The 14,703-nt window shown below is 55.9% G+C and carries 12 protein-coding genes; 4 read left to right on the forward strand and 8 right to left on the reverse strand.

Annotation, left to right across the window (positions count from 1 at the left end):
- Positions 1-62: 62 nt before the first annotated feature.
- On the forward strand, positions 63-1,709 hold the full coding sequence (locus FC75_RS05560; protein ID WP_056989350.1) for an APC family permease: 1,647 nt from the start codon (positions 63-65) through the stop codon (positions 1,707-1,709).
- 101 nt (positions 1,710-1,810) lie between these two features.
- On the opposite strand, the gene FC75_RS13130 is transcribed toward FC75_RS05560, so the two are convergent.
- Positions 1,811-1,936: a hypothetical protein gene (locus FC75_RS13130; protein WP_268872396.1), complete on the reverse strand. Its 126-nt coding sequence runs from the start codon at positions 1,934-1,936 to the stop codon at positions 1,811-1,813.
- A 302-nt stretch (positions 1,937-2,238) separates the two neighbouring features.
- Between FC75_RS13130 and FC75_RS05565 the strand changes: the two genes are divergently transcribed.
- Positions 2,239-3,186 (forward strand): diacylglycerol/lipid kinase family protein, encoded by a 948-nt coding sequence (locus FC75_RS05565; protein WP_054661600.1) that lies wholly within the window; start codon positions 2,239-2,241, stop codon positions 3,184-3,186.
- A gap of 199 nt (positions 3,187-3,385) precedes the next feature.
- Positions 3,386-4,663, forward strand: a complete 1,278-nt coding sequence (gene hflX / locus FC75_RS05570) for a GTPase HflX (RefSeq protein WP_056989351.1) — start codon at positions 3,386-3,388, stop codon at positions 4,661-4,663.
- A 105-nt stretch (positions 4,664-4,768) separates the two neighbouring features.
- Here hflX and brnQ read toward each other — a convergent pair whose 3' ends face one another.
- Together brnQ and FC75_RS05580 are read right to left on the reverse strand one after the other, a co-directional pair.
- Positions 4,769-6,163 (reverse strand): branched-chain amino acid transport system II carrier protein, encoded by a 1,395-nt coding sequence (gene brnQ / locus FC75_RS05575; protein WP_056989352.1) that lies wholly within the window; start codon positions 6,161-6,163, stop codon positions 4,769-4,771.
- Positions 6,164-6,564: 401 nt separating this feature from the next.
- Positions 6,565-9,669, reverse strand: coding sequence for an alpha-mannosidase (locus FC75_RS05580; protein ID WP_056989353.1), 3,105 nt, complete (start codon positions 9,667-9,669; stop codon positions 6,565-6,567).
- A gap of 341 nt (positions 9,670-10,010) precedes the next feature.
- On the opposite strand from FC75_RS05580, the gene FC75_RS05585 reads away from it, so the two are divergent.
- Complete coding sequence (locus tag FC75_RS05585; protein WP_054661612.1) at positions 10,011-10,373, forward strand: hypothetical protein; 363 nt, start codon at positions 10,011-10,013, stop codon at positions 10,371-10,373.
- Between the two features lie 301 nt (positions 10,374-10,674).
- Here the strand turns inward: FC75_RS05585 and FC75_RS05590 are convergent, their stop codons facing one another.
- The 5 genes from FC75_RS05590 to FC75_RS05610 form a co-directional block, all read right to left on the reverse strand.
- Positions 10,675-11,328, reverse strand: coding sequence for an amino acid ABC transporter permease (locus FC75_RS05590; RefSeq protein ID WP_054661615.1), 654 nt, complete (start codon positions 11,326-11,328; stop codon positions 10,675-10,677).
- A 17-nt stretch (positions 11,329-11,345) separates the two neighbouring features.
- Positions 11,346-11,990 carry an amino acid ABC transporter permease gene (locus tag FC75_RS05595; protein ID WP_056989354.1) on the reverse strand — a complete coding sequence of 215 codons (645 nt, stop codon included), beginning with the start codon at positions 11,988-11,990 and terminating at the stop codon, positions 11,346-11,348.
- A complete protein-coding gene (locus FC75_RS05600) occupies positions 11,987-12,814 on the reverse strand; it encodes a transporter substrate-binding domain-containing protein (RefSeq protein WP_054661618.1) in 828 nt (275 codons plus the stop codon). The genes FC75_RS05595 and FC75_RS05600 overlap by 4 nt, the downstream gene beginning before the upstream one ends.
- 11 nt (positions 12,815-12,825) lie before the next feature.
- Entirely contained in the window at positions 12,826-13,563 is a 738-nt protein-coding gene (locus FC75_RS05605; protein ID WP_056989355.1) for an amino acid ABC transporter ATP-binding protein, read from the reverse strand.
- Between the two features lie 305 nt (positions 13,564-13,868).
- Positions 13,869-14,696, reverse strand: a complete 828-nt coding sequence (locus FC75_RS05610; protein ID WP_054661621.1) for a DUF6681 family protein — start codon at positions 14,694-14,696, stop codon at positions 13,869-13,871.
- Positions 14,697-14,703: the final 7 nt, after the last annotated feature.

Below are 14,703 nucleotides of genomic sequence, written 5' to 3' on the forward strand. Positions count from 1 at the left end.
CGTAGAAATAAAGCCCCGGGCCTTTGAGCGCTGACCGCACACTGTCACACTCGGAGGATAAAATGGATACTAAAGACAAAAAAGAATACATTCCATGGGTCATTGTTGGCCTAATGGATTTCGTTACGGTCATCGGCTTCGACGACATCATTTATAACTTTCAGAATCAAGGACTCGTCGCCGTCACCTCATGGGTGCTGATGACGTTTCTGTACGTGCTGCCCTATAACCTGATTGTGGCGCACATGGGCTCGACCTTCGCGGAACGCGGCGGCGGCATCACCTCATGGATGCGTGAGACCAACGGCGACACGGTCGGCTACTACGCCGCCTGGTTCTACTGGATCACCGGCCTGCCTTACGTCGTGGACGTGGCCAACTCAGTGGTCATCTCGCTGGGCTGGATCATCACCGGTAACGGCAACATTCAGGCCCACCTCGGCAACGCCTGGTTCGGCATCACCACCGCCGCGATTTTCGTGGTCTTCATCTGGATTCAGCACCTGTTTAAGAACAAGTCGCTGGAAGTCATGTCGACCATTGGCGGCGGCGCCATGTTCATCATGACCGTACTGTTTGTGGTGATGACCTTTGTCGGTCTGGCCAAAGGCAACCCGATCGCCACCCACCCGTTCAACTTCAAGGCCTTTTTGCCGAAGGACTTCTTCTCGCTGGGCTTCCTGTCCACATTCGGCCTGTTCGTCTTCGCGATGAACGGCTCGGAACTCGCCGCGCCGTACACCGCGGACATGAAGCACCCGGCCAAGGATTTCCCCAAGGCCTTGAAAATGATTGCCATCATGACCATGTTTCTGACCCTGCTCGGCACATTCTCCCTGGGCGTGTACTTCAATGCCCACAAGCTGCCGAATGACCTGAAGATGAACGGCTCCTACTACGCCTTTCTGCGCATCGGCGAGCAGTTCGGCCTGGGCAAGAGTCTGATGTACCTGTTCGCCGGCGTGCAAGGCATTTACATGCTCGCCCAGCTGGCCGTCATCCTGGACGCGTCAACTCGCGTGTTTCTGTCCGATGTCGCGAAGCGCTTCATGCCGCGACAGCTCACGAAAAAGAACAGCGACGGCCTCCCAATCAACGGCTACTGGATGACCACCATCCTCTGCGCCTTGATCATGGCGCTGGGCGGCCTGCTGCCCAAGATCAACGACATCTTCAACTGGCTGCTCAACCTGAACGGTATCGTCTCCCCGGCTTCCACCTGCTTCCTGTTCTGGGCCTACCTCATGGTCCGGATTCACCCGGAACGCTTCCCGAAGCCGAGTTACACGTACCTGAAAAACCGCCACGTGGCGATTTTCGTCGGTGCTTGGATGCTCGGCATCACGGCGCTGCTCGCGCTGCTTGGCTTCTTCCCAACCGACGCCACCGCTGATACCTTCGCGTTGCAGCTGGCGATGAACATCATCGTCCCAATCGGCATGGTCGTGCTCGGCTTCATGATGCCGTGGATCGCGAAACGGCAGCAAAGCGGCAACGCGTTTAAACCGGCGACCTGGAACCTGATCACCATTGTGACAGACGTTGCACTGATTGCCTTAGTCAGCTACGGCTTGGCCACCAGCATTTTGGCAAGCGCACCGAACGTGCTTAAGTGGGGCGTCATCCTCGTCATTGACGTCATCATGGTTGCCGTCACCTTGTCAGCGACCCGCAACGGCCGTCACGGCATCGTCACTGAAGAGAATTAATCGAGATTAAAATCAAAATGCAAGCGTCTTGATGAAACATCTGAGTAGCAAAATGACCCCACTGGCAACTAAACGCCGGCGGGGTCATTTTTTCTAAAGGATCAGCGTTTGCGTGCCACAGCCCAAGTCCGCCGCCGGACAATCAGCCCGGTGAAGCCGACAGAAACGGAAGCAACCAGCATGACAGGAATGGATTCATAAACAGCACTAGCCTTGGTTTGAATCATGCCAGTCTAACTGCCAGTGGTTTGGATTCGGCGGGCAAACGGTGGCCGCTTCATGAACATCACGACCTTCAGCAAAATTTAATGCCCCTGTCTGATTGGCACGGGGACTGGGACGTTTGTTTCATGGCGCACGAAGACGGCTAGGGTTAAAGCCCCAAGGGTCAAGGTACCGGCGACGATCAATGTGGCATTCAGCATCCAATCACCTCTTTTCACCAGTATGCACTGCCAAACGGCCGCTTTGCATCTCAAACGCCTCGCCAATCTGCGTGTTACACTGGAGCTATTGGAGGGATGTGCCCATGACATCTTACACGCTGATTTACAACCCAGAAGCTGGCCGCAAAGGCGGCTCGGCAGTTGCCGAACACATGGCCAACCGGATCAAGGCGGCCGGCCACGCGGCCACACTGCAGCCGACCAAAGCGCCAGGTGACGCCACCGACTTGGCATATCATGCGCAAAGCGATGTCGTCGTCGCAATCGGCGGCGATGGCACCATCAATCAGGTTGCCGGCGGCTTAGTCAAGCGCCGCAACCCGCCGCGTCTTGGTATCATTCCTCAGGGCACCGTCAACAACCTGGCCAAGGTCCTGCGCATTCCGCTGATGCCGGACCTCGCGCTGGTCAACCTGCTGGAAGGCACCCCGCACGACTTGGACATCGGTATCGTCAACGACCGCGTCATGATTTCAACATTGACCCTCGGCGTGCTGGCGAATGCCGCGGTGTCCGTCTCGCAAAAGGACAAGCAGCGCTTTGGCCCCATTGTCTACCTGACCCGCGGCCTGAACTCGCTCAGCCGTAATCAGCACTGGCACTTGAAGATTACCGGCAAAAATACAACGTGGGAACAGAACACCAGCTTTCTGCTCGTCACCATGACCAACTCGGTCGGCGGCTTTCGCAACTTTGCGCCGCAGGCCAAGCCCGACGATGGTTTGTTCCACGTGTTTGTGGCGCCGAAGCCGTCACTCAGCGGCTTTTTGCTGATGCTCCCGTATTTCCTGACCGGTAATTTTGCCAAACTGCCCGGCATGACGTACTTCGCGGCAGACCGCCTTATGATTGAAACCGAACCCGCCAACCCGAAGCTCAAAAGTCGTATCGACGGAGACCCCAGCGTCGGTCTGCCACTGCACATGCAGGTGATCTCAGGCAAGGTTCAGGTCCTGACCAAGCCGGTGGAGCCGCTTGGTGAAAAACTCGGTAAGCTGGCCCAAGCAACCGCCACGACTCCGAAGCCGTGATTGGCTGGAACTGACTAATCGTGCTAAACTGAAGACATCTATAAGGAAAGGAGCCGACTTGCGATGCGCTTAAAGAAAGCAACGCCGACCAATGACTAATTGTTTTTGCGCTGCTTGCAAGTCGGTTCACCCCGTCTGGGAAGCTTAGTGGCTTCCCTTTTTTTATGAGCTGCAGCAAACAGCGCCCAATGGAGGATTTATGCAAGAAATACCTGAAAAAGTGATTATCGCCGGGATCTCCCGGATGCAAGAGAACTTCGACTACTCGATGCAGGAACTGAAAGAACTTGCCCTGGCCCGCCACTACGACGTGGTCGGCGAGTCCCGGCAGAACTTGGACCGGCCAACCGGTGCGACCTACTTTGGGTCTGGCAAGGTCGATGAGGTCGCCGAACTGGCCCGCGCCAACGACGCCACGACTGTCGTGATCAACGACGAGCTAACCCCATCGCAGCTGCGCAACCTCGAAAAGGAAATGAAGCTGCACGTCGTCGACCGCACCCAGCTGATCCTCGACATTTTCGCCTCCCGTGCGGCCAGCAAAACGGCCCAGGCGCAAGTCGAAATTGCCCAACTGCAGTATGCGCTGCCGCGGCTGCACCCATCGGCGAACAAACTCGACCAGCAAGGCGGCGGTGGCGCTGGTGGTTTAGCCAACCGCGGGGCCGGTGAAACCAAGCTGGAAATGGACAAACGGGTGCTGAACAAACGCATCGCTCGCCTGCGCCGCGAACTCAAGGACGCCGACGTCGGCGAAGAAGTGCGCCGCGCCCAGCGTAAAGAAAACAAGTTGCCTGTCGTCGCCTTAGTCGGCTACACCAACGCCGGCAAATCCACGACGATGAACGGACTGCTGGACCGCTACACCGACCTTGGCGCTGACAAACAGGTCTTTGAAAAGGACATGCTGTTTGCGACCCTGGACACCTCGGTGCGCCAGATCAGCCTGAAGGACAACCGCAAGTTTCTGCTGTCGGACACCGTCGGCTTTGTGTCCAAGCTGCCGCATAACCTAATCGATTCTTTCAAGGCCACCTTGGCCGAAGCGGCAAACGCCGACCTGCTGATCCAAGTGGTCGACTACCACGACGAGCACTATCCGGAAATGATGAAGGTCACTTCCGACACCTTGAAGAGCATCGGTATCGAGAATATCCCGATGATCGAAGCTTACAACAAGGCTGATCTGCGCCCTGGCACCCGCTTCCCCGAGGAAAACGGCAACACGCTGATTTACTCAGCCAAGGATCCGGCATCGCTCGACAAGCTGGTGCAGATGATCACGGCGCGCGTCTTTTCAGATTCCGCCGTGCACACCTACCTGATTCCGTTCGACAAAGGTCAGCTGGTCGACTTTATCAACCGCGAAACCGGTGTGATCAATACCGAGTACGTGGAAACTGGCACGAAGGTCAAAACCACCGTCAACCCGATCCAGGCTGGCAAGCTGCGTCAGTACCTGGTTGAAGAAGACTAACTTCACATTGCTGACTCGCTTTGACGGGTCAGTTTTTTAGCGCAAAACGGCCAGTGAGGGCAGAAGCCCCACTGGCCGCTTTGTGCTTTTGGGAAGAAGCAAGGCCTAATCTTCGCTGCCGAACGCCTCATACGCCTGATCGCGCAGAGGGCGACCGGACAGCTTTGCAATCAGCGTACCGCCGATCAGGCCGATCAGCATGAACGGCACAAAGTCCATCGAAATGTTGAACAACGGAATGTAGGTGCTGGCGAACGCATCGATTCCTTTGAGCAGCGAAAGCGCTGGAAAGGCCGTGTAAAGTGAATGCAAAGCGTCAAGAATGGCCGGGATCAGGGTCATGAAGACCGTCGTCTTGTAAATGATCGGGTTTTTACCGATGAACGGGTGCAAAATGCCCAGCGGAATCAACACGATCGCCAGCGGATAAAGCAGCATCAGCACCGGCGTGGAGAGCGTGATGATGTCATTCAGGCCGAAGTTGGCAATGATAAACGAACCTGTGCAGGTCAGTGGCAAGAACCGCTTGAACCCAACCTTCGGAAAGCGGTGACCCAGGTCCTGCGACAGCGAGGTGACCAGCCCGATGGCGGAGGTCAGGCATGCCAGCAGCGTCATCGCCGCGAGCAGGCCGGTGCCAATCAAGCCGGTGTAGTGGGTCATGATCGAGGTGAATGCCGGACCGCCGTTGGCCGACAGCTTCGTGAAGTTCAGCGACAACACGCCCAGCGCGATCAGCAGTGCGTAAATAATGGCTTCCAGCCCCATCGCCAGCACGCCGACCTTCGCAACGTCCTTGGAACGTTGCAGCGGCTGGTTCACGCCGAAGAAACCAAGCGCCGTAACGATGGTGACGCCAAACCCCAGGCCGGCCAGTGCGTCCATGGTGTTGTACCCTTGCAGGAAGCCATTGGTGAGGTTGCTGCCGGCCGCGGTGGCGTGTGTCGCGTGGAGCAGTGTACCGCCGTCCCCTTTGATGACAAAGGCGGCGATGAAGGCACTGGAAAGCAGCAGGAGCAGCAGTGGGTTCAGAATTTTGCCCACGTAATCGGTCATTTTAGACGGCTTGCGGGAAAAGAAGTACGCCGCGGCAAAGTACAGCGCCGAAAAGCCGAGCAGCCACCACCGGATATCCGCTTGGGCAATAAACGGCTGAACTGCCATTTCAAACGCGACCGTCGCGGTGCGCGGGGTGGCGATCAAAAGGCCCAGGCTGGCATGGGTCGCAATCAGGAAAAAGAGTGCAAAGCCGTGGCCAACCGGCCGGGCCAAATGAAACATCAAATCAGACTCAGTCATCGAAATGGCCAAAATAGCGAGCAACGGTAAAAGCACCGCCGACAGCAGAAAACCAACCGTTGCCGGGACCCAGTTGCCCCCTGCCAGCTGACCCAAATGAATCGGGAAAATCAGGTTGCCGGCCCCAAAGAACAGGCCGAACAGCATCGATCCCAAGGTGATGTACTGACGCTTGGTCAGCTTTGTGTCGCGTTTTTCCATAATCAAGCCTCCAATAAAGATTGACGAAAAGTCGCAGGCTAAAGGCCGCCCTGAAGACAGGAAAAGCGCCCCTAGCAATAAAAATTGCTAAGGGCGCTTGCGCGTGTTACCACCTTAATTCGCCTAGTCGTCACCAACTAGACCTCTAAGCGTACGGCCGATCACTCGGCGATATGCCATTGCTGTAATGGGCGCAATCCCAGGTGCCACTTCCGCAGTCGCCGCACCAACTCATAGCCTACTTTCGCTGACTGACCATCACCACTTCTCACTTGCCGCGGCTCACTGACATGGCGTCCTCAGTTACTCTGCTACTCTTCGTCTTTGTTGCTAGTCATATTAGATTAGAATCCGATAAGTGTCAAGCCCTAATGTGAGAAAAAGATGAGATTCCGTTTGGACTAGTTGCGCTTAAAGGCCACTGTCTTAATTTCAAAAGGCTTTAGGATCAGCGAGAAGGTCTCATCCTCACCAGCAGTCAGCGCCGCCACCGGCGATTCATCCAGTTGCACTTGCTCGGCACTGGCAAAGTCGAAGGTTGGCTTGACCGTAAACCGGGTGTCCCCCGGTGTGTTGTTGTGCACCCGCAGGATCACTGCATTGCCGTCTTCGCTGGCCTTGATGGCGTCGACCTGAACTGCGTCTGCATTGGCAAAGGTGAACAGCGGCTTCAACCCACTGGCGGCGTGTTGGCGCACGACCACCGGATCGTTGAGCTTAGCTGCCTCTTCGGCCACTTGGCCCTCAATGAAGTCACCGCGGTGCGGCAAAAGACTATAGGTAAACTCGTGCAGCCCCTGATCGGCATCGGTGTCCGGGTACACCCCACACTTGATCAGCGAAAGCGACAAACCGCGGTCGGTCGCCGCATACCCGTACTTGCAATCATTGAGCAGCGCCACGCCAAAGTTGCGCTGGGACATGTCGGCCCACTGGTGCCCCACGACCTCAAACTTAGCTTGCTCCCAGGACGTGTTACGGGCCACGGACCGCTGGATGTTGCCGAACTGAATGTCGTAGGTGGCTTGGTCGGTCAGGACATTCAGGTCAAAGCTGGTGCGCAGCAGCAGCTCGTGCTGGTGCCAGTCGGCCGTCGTCTTGAAGTCCAGCCGCCGCGACTCATTAGCCAAAATCAAGGTCTGCGTCACCGTCGACTGATCAAACTGGTACTTGAAGACCACGCGGTAGCCAGCGTCTTCCTGGTAGGTCGTGATCGACTCCGCCGAAAGTACGCGCGACTTCTCCGGGTAATCCGCGTCGATGTTCCAGTTGGAAAATGAGGTCGGCCGATCTTCGTAAACGGTGAGGACATTGCCCAGGCCGCCAGTTTTGATGGCTTCCCGGTCGTTATCCTTGTCAAACACGGAAGTCAGCTGGCCTGCCGCGTTCCACTTGACCAGGTAGTGCGGGGTTTCGATTTGATTGGCATTACTTTGCATTGCGGCTGGCGCTTCGCCCGTTGGCGTAAAGGTCAGCGCCGTCGTTCCGAAGGCCGGAACGGTCACGTCTGGCAGCAAGTAACCGGCGCCTTGGCGCTTGGCTTCAACCGCAGTGCCGTCAGCCGTCTTGAACTCACCCTGACGCTTTTCGGGGACAAAGGCCTGCGTTGTTGCACCCAGCAGCGGGTTGCTCAGTTCGATGCCAGTGGTTTCTGTCGTGCGGTCGGCGATAATTTTGGCCACGAGGTCAAAGGCCTCGGCGTACAGCTTGTCGACGTCCTCATAGGCCTCGCCAATGGCAGAACCCGGCAGCACGTCGTGGAACTGGTTGCGCAGCAGAATCTCCCACGCCCGGTCGAACGCCTTCTTCGGATAAGGCGTGCCTTTTTCAACTAAGGCCGTAGTGGCCAAAATTTCGGCACGACGCAGGGCCAGTTCAAGCTTGCGATTGTTGCGCTTAGTCTTCGCCTGCGAGGTGTAAGTCCCACGATGGAACTCCAGGTACAACTCCCCGTTCCACTCCGGGTAGGTCTCCTCGTTGTCCTTGACTGACTGCTCCAGGTCGCTAAAGAAGTCAGCCACGGTCTTGTTCTTTGCGTGAGGCAGGCCAGGCAGTTTGTCGATCACGTGCAGGTTTTCGATCATTTCCTTGGTCGGGCCGCCGCCGCCATCGCCGAAGCCATAAGGCATTAGCAGCACGTTCGACTTGTCCTTGTCCTTGTACTCGTGATAGGACCCCATCACCACATGCGGCGAGATTTCACCGTTGTAAGTGTAGTTCCAGACCTTGGACTGCGAGTAATCCTCAGTACGTTCAACCGTCGTCAAAAATTGTGTCAGCACGCGGCTGCCATCCAGCCCGGTCCACATGAACAGGTCATGCGGCATCCGGTTCGTGTCGTTCCAGGAGATTTTAATGGTCACAAACCGTTGAATGCCAAACCCCCGCATGATTTGCGGCAGGGCATAGGAGTAGCCGAATACATCCGGCAACCACATCACGGTTTGCTTGTGGTGGAACTTTTCCTCAAAGTAGCGCGTCCCGTACAGGAACTGACGTACTAAGGCTTCGCCGCTTGGCAGATTGGTGTCCGGCTCCAGCCAGGTGCCACCGTCTGGTTCCCAGCGGCCCTCAGCTGCGCGCGCCTGGATCTGCTTGAACATCTCCGGGTCGTCTTCCTCAACAAATTTGTGGACCTGCGGTGTCGAGTAGAAGAATTTGAAATCAGGGTACCGGTCCATCAGGCGCAGCGCCGTCGCAAACGAGCGGCGCGCCTTTTCACGCGTGTGCCGGTAGCGCCACAGCCAGGCCACATCAATGTGGGTTTGACCAATGGCGTCAACAGCAAAGTCCAACTTCTGGTTTTGGTGCTTGGCGATGAAGTCATCGATCAAAGCCAGCGCATGCTCGGCGTTCTTTTCCGTTTCTGCAGGTGTGGCCGTCGCCCAGAAAAAGCCTTTAAAGGCGTGCTTGACCAACCGAATGTAGCTGTAACGCAGCGGATTGTCCTCGCTGAGCTCAGGGATCAAGTTCACGATGTTGCTCAGGTAACGGTAGGCCTTACGCACGGTCCGGCGCTCCGGCCCACGCTGAGCAGTGGTGAAGACGTAGTGCTGGCTCTTTTTGGGCCCGCCGCCTTCAAGCCCCGTCCACATCATGATCTGAATATCGACAGTCTGGCCGTCGTACTCAGGGCCGAGAAAGACCTCTTCGTGATTGGAATCAACCGCCTGACGCGCCTTACCGTTCAAAAATAGCAGCGATTCAAATCCCGAGTTATTGCCTTCGCCGGTCCGGCCCAGATCCAGCCGCAACACGGTTTGGCTGGCCTCGCTCGCGTGCACTTGCACCTTAAAGCGCAGCCAGTAGTAATCGTCCCGGCCCGACCACTTGTCGCCGATCTTGACGGGCTGCCAGTCGGCGTCTGCCGGTGGCACGTCCCGGTGATCCGCCCGCGTTTCGTGCCAGATCGACATGCCCTCAATGTCGGTAAACCCGGCGTAAATCGCCTGATGCAACAATCTGACTTGCTGATTGGCCTTGCGTTGATTAAATTCCTCTGTCATTGTTTGCCTCCTTGCTCACATTGGTGCAAGTATAGCGCATCCAAATTTAGGTGAAAACATTGACATTTTATTTTAATTTGTTCCAAATCAAAGCAATCGTGCCGATGGCCGCCGAGGGCCCTCCCGACCGACTCATGCGACCGCCAGCTCGCCTGAAGCAACTAGGCTAACTACGGTCAAGGCGGGCGCCCGTAGTTGAGAGTATTTTTCCGGAAGCGGTTGACATTCGTGGCCGACTCGATATGCTGGAAACGGATTCAAATATATTAATATTTTAGATTGTCGTTGCCGCAATTTCCCAGTGGTTAAAAAATCTCACTATTTAAGGAGTGATCCGCATCATGACAAAGACCATAATTATTTATAATCAACCCGCGCAAAAGTTAACGAATCAGGACCCAACGACCGGTCCAGTCGACTTGAGCAGTATTGGATTATCCCCCACCGCCGATTTGACTGCTTTGGTTTCACCCGACACCTTTGCTTTGGTGTATGACGGCCACCAATGGCACAGCCAAACTTACATGGCATGGGAAGCCCTGCGCATTAATGAAGCCTTGAGCGTCACGCGGGGTCATTATTCCCCGGAAACGCAGGCCATCCTGACGCAGTTTGTGGCCAGCATGGACATCAAGTATCAAGGCCAGAAGTCATGGGTCGAGTTGTTGAACGAATTAGGGACAGCAATCGACGCCCTTAATTAGCCGGCTGCTGCGAGGGCCACCCCCTCACACTACCGGTTTTGCCGATCCCAGCGGGCGGCTTCTTGCCAGGTATCACTGCTTTCAACGCACCCAAAAGGAGGCAAACAAAGCGGCTCTTGAAGGCCCGACACTCTCCTGCCTCAGGTGAAAAACAGGCTCAGACATAATCAACCTAGTCGCGTTCCACATAGCAACGCCCAGACACACAAACGCCCCTGCATCGCGATTCGTAGTGCGAATCGTGATGCAGGGACGCCTGCGTTTTGGGCTAAAACCGCTTTGTTGCTCAGCCTCTTTTTGGTTAATTCAGCTTGTGGTCGATCACATGCGAGGCCACCGACAACGCGTAATTGACGACAAAGTAAAGCAGCGCCAGCGCCACAAACATCGGAATCGTGTAATTGACGTTCTGGCCGTAAATGATCTGGGCGTGCTGCGTCAGCTCCGGCAGCAGGATGATGGTTGCCAAACTCGTGTCCTTGACCAGCGAAATAAACTGCGACACGATCGGCGGGATCATTTTCTTGAAAGCTTGGGGCAAAATGATCTGCGTCATCGCCTGCGTGTAGGTCATGCCATTGCTGCGGGCCGCTTCCATTTGACCGACAGGCACGGCGCCGATCCCGGAACGAATGATCTCAGCCAGCATGGCGGACTCAAACACCGTCATCGCGATGATCGAAGCTGGAATGACCGACAACCGAATCCCAATATTTGGCAGCGCGAAGTACGTGAAGAACAGGATCAGCAGCAGCGGCAGGTTCCGGATCAAGTCAATGATGAAACCAACAATCGCGCTGAAGTACTTGATTTTGACGTAACGGGCAACGCCTAGCAAAGTCCCGATGATAAAGCTGAAGAAAATCGACACCACGGAGACTTCCACGGTGACCCACAGGCCTCGCAGTAAGTAGGAAAGGTTGACCGCCGAATACGCATTAATAAAGTTTTGCATGAGCGTTCATCCCCTTCCTAGGCCCGTGACCAGTGTTTTTCAAGGTACCGCATCGCGTACGACATCGGCATGGTGATCACCAGGTACAAGACCCCGACTACCAGGTAGGTGTCAAAGGTGTTGAACGTGGTGGCCGCGATGATCTTGCCTTGGTACATCAGGTCAAAGCCCGCCACGAAGGCCAGAATACTGGAGTTCTTGACCAGATTGATGAACTGGTTCCCTAGCGAGGGTACGACGATCTTGATCGCCTGGGGAAACACGATGTGGACCATGGCCTGCGTGTAACTGAGCCCGTTGCTGCGGGCCCCTTCCATTTGCCCAGTCGGCACCGCCTGGATCCCGGCGCGCACCGTCTCAGCAATGAAGGCGGAAGTGTAAATCGTGAGCCCAATGGTCCCGGCGGTGAAGCCGTCCATTTGCACAACGAACTGCGGGACGATGACGTAAAACGCCATGGTGATGACCAGCAGTGGAATGTTGCGGATAAACTCCACGTATGCTTTGCCGATGAACCGCACCCATTTTTTGTGGGAGATCTCAAGCAGTGCAAACACGGTGCCGATGATCAAGCTGGCAATCAGCGCAATGATCGAGGACAACAGCGTGTAACCCAACCCTGAGATCAGGGTGCCAAAGTTATGGGTCAGAATCTCAATCATGGCTGCACCTCCTTGATGTCAAAGCCCGGCACATCGCTGAACCACTTCTTGAGCAGGCGCTCGTATGTTCCGTTTTTCTGCAGCGTCGCCAGCGCCTTGTTCATCGCGCGGGTCATGTTGGTTTGTCCTTTGTTCATCGCGATCCCGTACGGCTCCTTGGTGAAGGTACCGCCCACGACGACGTAATTCGGGTCCTGCTGCGACATCCCGTACAAGATGCCGTTATCTGTGGTCAGCGCGGCACCTTGGTGGGACTTCAGCGCCGTGAACGCCTGCGAGTAATCGGTCAGCTGCAAGACGCGCGCATCCGGTGCCGCTTTTTTAACGTTGTCCACCGAGTTTGACCCTTGCACGCCAATCACTGTGGTGCCCTTTTTCAGGTCTTTGACCGACTTGATCTTGCTGCCCTTGGGCACCAGCAGCGACTGACCAGCAGAAAAGTAGCTGTGGGAAAAATTGAGCTGTTTCTGGCGCTCCGGCGTGATCGACATCGTGCCGATCACCGCGTCAACATTGCCGGCTTTCAACATTGGCACGCGGGTGTCCGAGGTGACCTGAGTCAGCTCCGCCTTGCCGCTCTTGCCGAGAATCTGCTTGGTCAGCGCCTTGGCCATGTCGACCTCGAAGCCTTGAATCTGACCGGTTTTCGTGTTCATCAGTCCAAACAGCCGGGTGTCGGCCTTAACGCCCCAAACGATTTTATCCGTCCGCTTCGCGCGGGCCAAGGCATCGCTATCCGCAACGGACTTGCCGCAGCCGCTCACCACCAGGAGCATGGCGAGCGCAGCAAGCAAAAGGCCGAGGCGGCGAATTCTTTTAGCCATAATCTCCCCTCCTAGTGGTTCAAGATCTTACTGATGAATTCCTGAGCGCGCGGTTCCTTAGGGTGATCAAAGAAACCAGTCACATCCGACGAATCCTCCAAAATGCGGCCGTCTGCCATAAAGACGATCCGGTCGCCGACGCGCTTGGCAAAGCCCATTTCGTGGGTGACCACGACCATGGTCATCCCTTGCTTGGCAATTTTCTGCATGACATCCAGGACGTCGCCGATCATTTCGGGATCTAGGGCAGAGGTGGGCTCGTCAAACAAGATCGCGCGGGGATTCATCGCCAAAGACCGGGCGATGGCGACCCGCTGCTTCTGACCCCCGGAAAGGGCGGCCGGCAACTTGGGCGCCTGATCCGCCAAGCCGACCATATCCAGCAGGTCCATGGCCTCCTTCTTGGCCTTCTCCTTATCCTGCTTGAGCACCAAAGTGGGGCCTAACGTGATATTCTCCAGCACGGTCTTATTCGCGTAGAGATTGAAGTGCTGGAACACCATGCCGACGTTCTTACGAATGCGGTTCATGTCGGTCTTCTTGTCTGCCAGGTCGAAGTCATTGACAATCAGCTGTCCCGACGTGATGCGTTCAAGACCATTGATTGTCCGCAGCAGCGTACTTTTCCCCGACCCTGAGGGCCCAATAATCGTGACGACTTCACCACGGTCGATCGTCAGGTTGATATTCTTTAGCGCGTGAAACTTTCCGTAGTACTTCTCGACGTCGTGAAATTCGATCATTGACATCGTGATTCCCCCTTTACGCAAACAGAATTTACCGCACAGTGCTTGCGTCTAGAATACCGCGTCAGCGCAACCGTTTGCAAGAAAAATGAATTGCAGACTAAGTGTCGTGACACGGTTGTACCGCTGATAATGCTCTATCAGTATATTGAGCGGCTCACCTATCATGCCGATTTGAGCCATGATAGGTGGACGACTGTTAGTAATTTGAGAACAAACCAAAGTAAACAAAAACGCCGCTCCGTCTGACAGAATTATCATATGTATTAAATAATTCTACCAATATTCAGGCGCGACGCAACTGCTTTCTACCTGGTCGTCACTTCAGGCCGCGGCGTGTATGCAACTTGGACGCTGATCGAATACGGCGCGTGCTCGGTCAACAAGCCGGCGCGGCCCGGCCGCTTCGACTCACCGCCTTGCAGAAAGACATGCGCCGCGGCTAACTGGTAGTCCTTTTCCGCTTGCTTCACCGGCATGAGGCCGACCTGAGTGATTTCACCCAACGCCACGGGCTTCAGCGCGTTGACGCCGCCATAAACCGTTAAATGACCCCGCTCTTGGCTGAGGCGGAAGTACGGCAGGTCAAACGGGCCGCCCATCGCAGCCACGGGCTGGTGCGTCTTCTGCGCCACGCGCTGAACCGCCCGCTCATCCAGCCCCTGATAATTCAGACTCAAGGCGCCGGTTTGGACGAGCTCATCCACCAGTGCTTTTAGGGCCTGCTGCTGGGCATCGGAACTGATCACGGTCGTCGGCAGCAGCTGCTGGTCCGCGAACAGCCCGCTGGCGGCGCCGGACTGACTCTGCCGAGTCAGCGCTGATTCAGCTTCCTTCATCCGTTCGGGATTGCCGCCCAGCAGTTTCTCGACCCTGGGCGAAATATCAAATGGCACTGTTTTGTCAGTGTAGTAGTACACCACATTCAGCACGACAAAATACAAGAGCACCACAAACAGCAACAGAAACAGCACCCCTTTTAAGCGGTAACCGGGGTAGCGCAGGCAGGTAATGGCCAAGTACAGAATGTAAAAGTTGGCTGCGCCCGCCACTACGGTGAAGGCCTTACCCTTCGCCTTATCCTGAATATTAAAATAACCGAGTAACCGGTTGAGCACGTCCAGCGCCGTCAGCATGCGCTCA

Source organism: Lacticaseibacillus camelliae DSM 22697 = JCM 13995 (assembly GCF_001436615.1).
Lineage (GTDB): Bacteria > Bacillota > Bacilli > Lactobacillales > Lactobacillaceae > Lacticaseibacillus > Lacticaseibacillus camelliae.

What these genes read in the sequence shown, in the direction of transcription:
- FC75_RS05585 (WP_054661612.1), top strand. Translation starts at nt 10,011, where the DNA reads ATGACAAAGACCATAATTATTTATAATCAACCCGCGCAAAAGTTAACG.
- FC75_RS05600 (WP_054661618.1), bottom strand. Translation starts at nt 12,814, where the DNA reads ATGGCTAAAAGAATTCGCCGCCTCGGCCTTTTGCTTGCTGCGCTCGCC.
- FC75_RS05595 (WP_056989354.1), bottom strand. Translation starts at nt 11,990, where the DNA reads ATGATTGAGATTCTGACCCATAACTTTGGCACCCTGATCTCAGGGTTG.
- hflX (WP_056989351.1), top strand. Translation starts at nt 3,386, where the DNA reads ATGCAAGAAATACCTGAAAAAGTGATTATCGCCGGGATCTCCCGGATG.
- FC75_RS05560 (WP_056989350.1), top strand. Translation starts at nt 63, where the DNA reads ATGGATACTAAAGACAAAAAAGAATACATTCCATGGGTCATTGTTGGC.
- brnQ (WP_056989352.1), bottom strand. Translation starts at nt 6,163, where the DNA reads ATGGAAAAACGCGACACAAAGCTGACCAAGCGTCAGTACATCACCTTG.
- FC75_RS05605 (WP_056989355.1), bottom strand. Translation starts at nt 13,563, where the DNA reads ATGTCAATGATCGAATTTCACGACGTCGAGAAGTACTACGGAAAGTTT.
- FC75_RS05590 (WP_054661615.1), bottom strand. Translation starts at nt 11,328, where the DNA reads ATGCAAAACTTTATTAATGCGTATTCGGCGGTCAACCTTTCCTACTTA.
- FC75_RS05565 (WP_054661600.1), top strand. Translation starts at nt 2,239, where the DNA reads ATGACATCTTACACGCTGATTTACAACCCAGAAGCTGGCCGCAAAGGC.
- FC75_RS05580 (WP_056989353.1), bottom strand. Translation starts at nt 9,669, where the DNA reads ATGACAGAGGAATTTAATCAACGCAAGGCCAATCAGCAAGTCAGATTG.
- FC75_RS05610 (WP_054661621.1), bottom strand. Translation starts at nt 14,696, where the DNA reads ATGCTGACGGCGCTGGACGTGCTCAACCGGTTACTCGGTTATTTTAAT.
- FC75_RS13130 (WP_268872396.1), bottom strand. Translation starts at nt 1,936, where the DNA reads ATGATTCAAACCAAGGCTAGTGCTGTTTATGAATCCATTCCTGTCATG.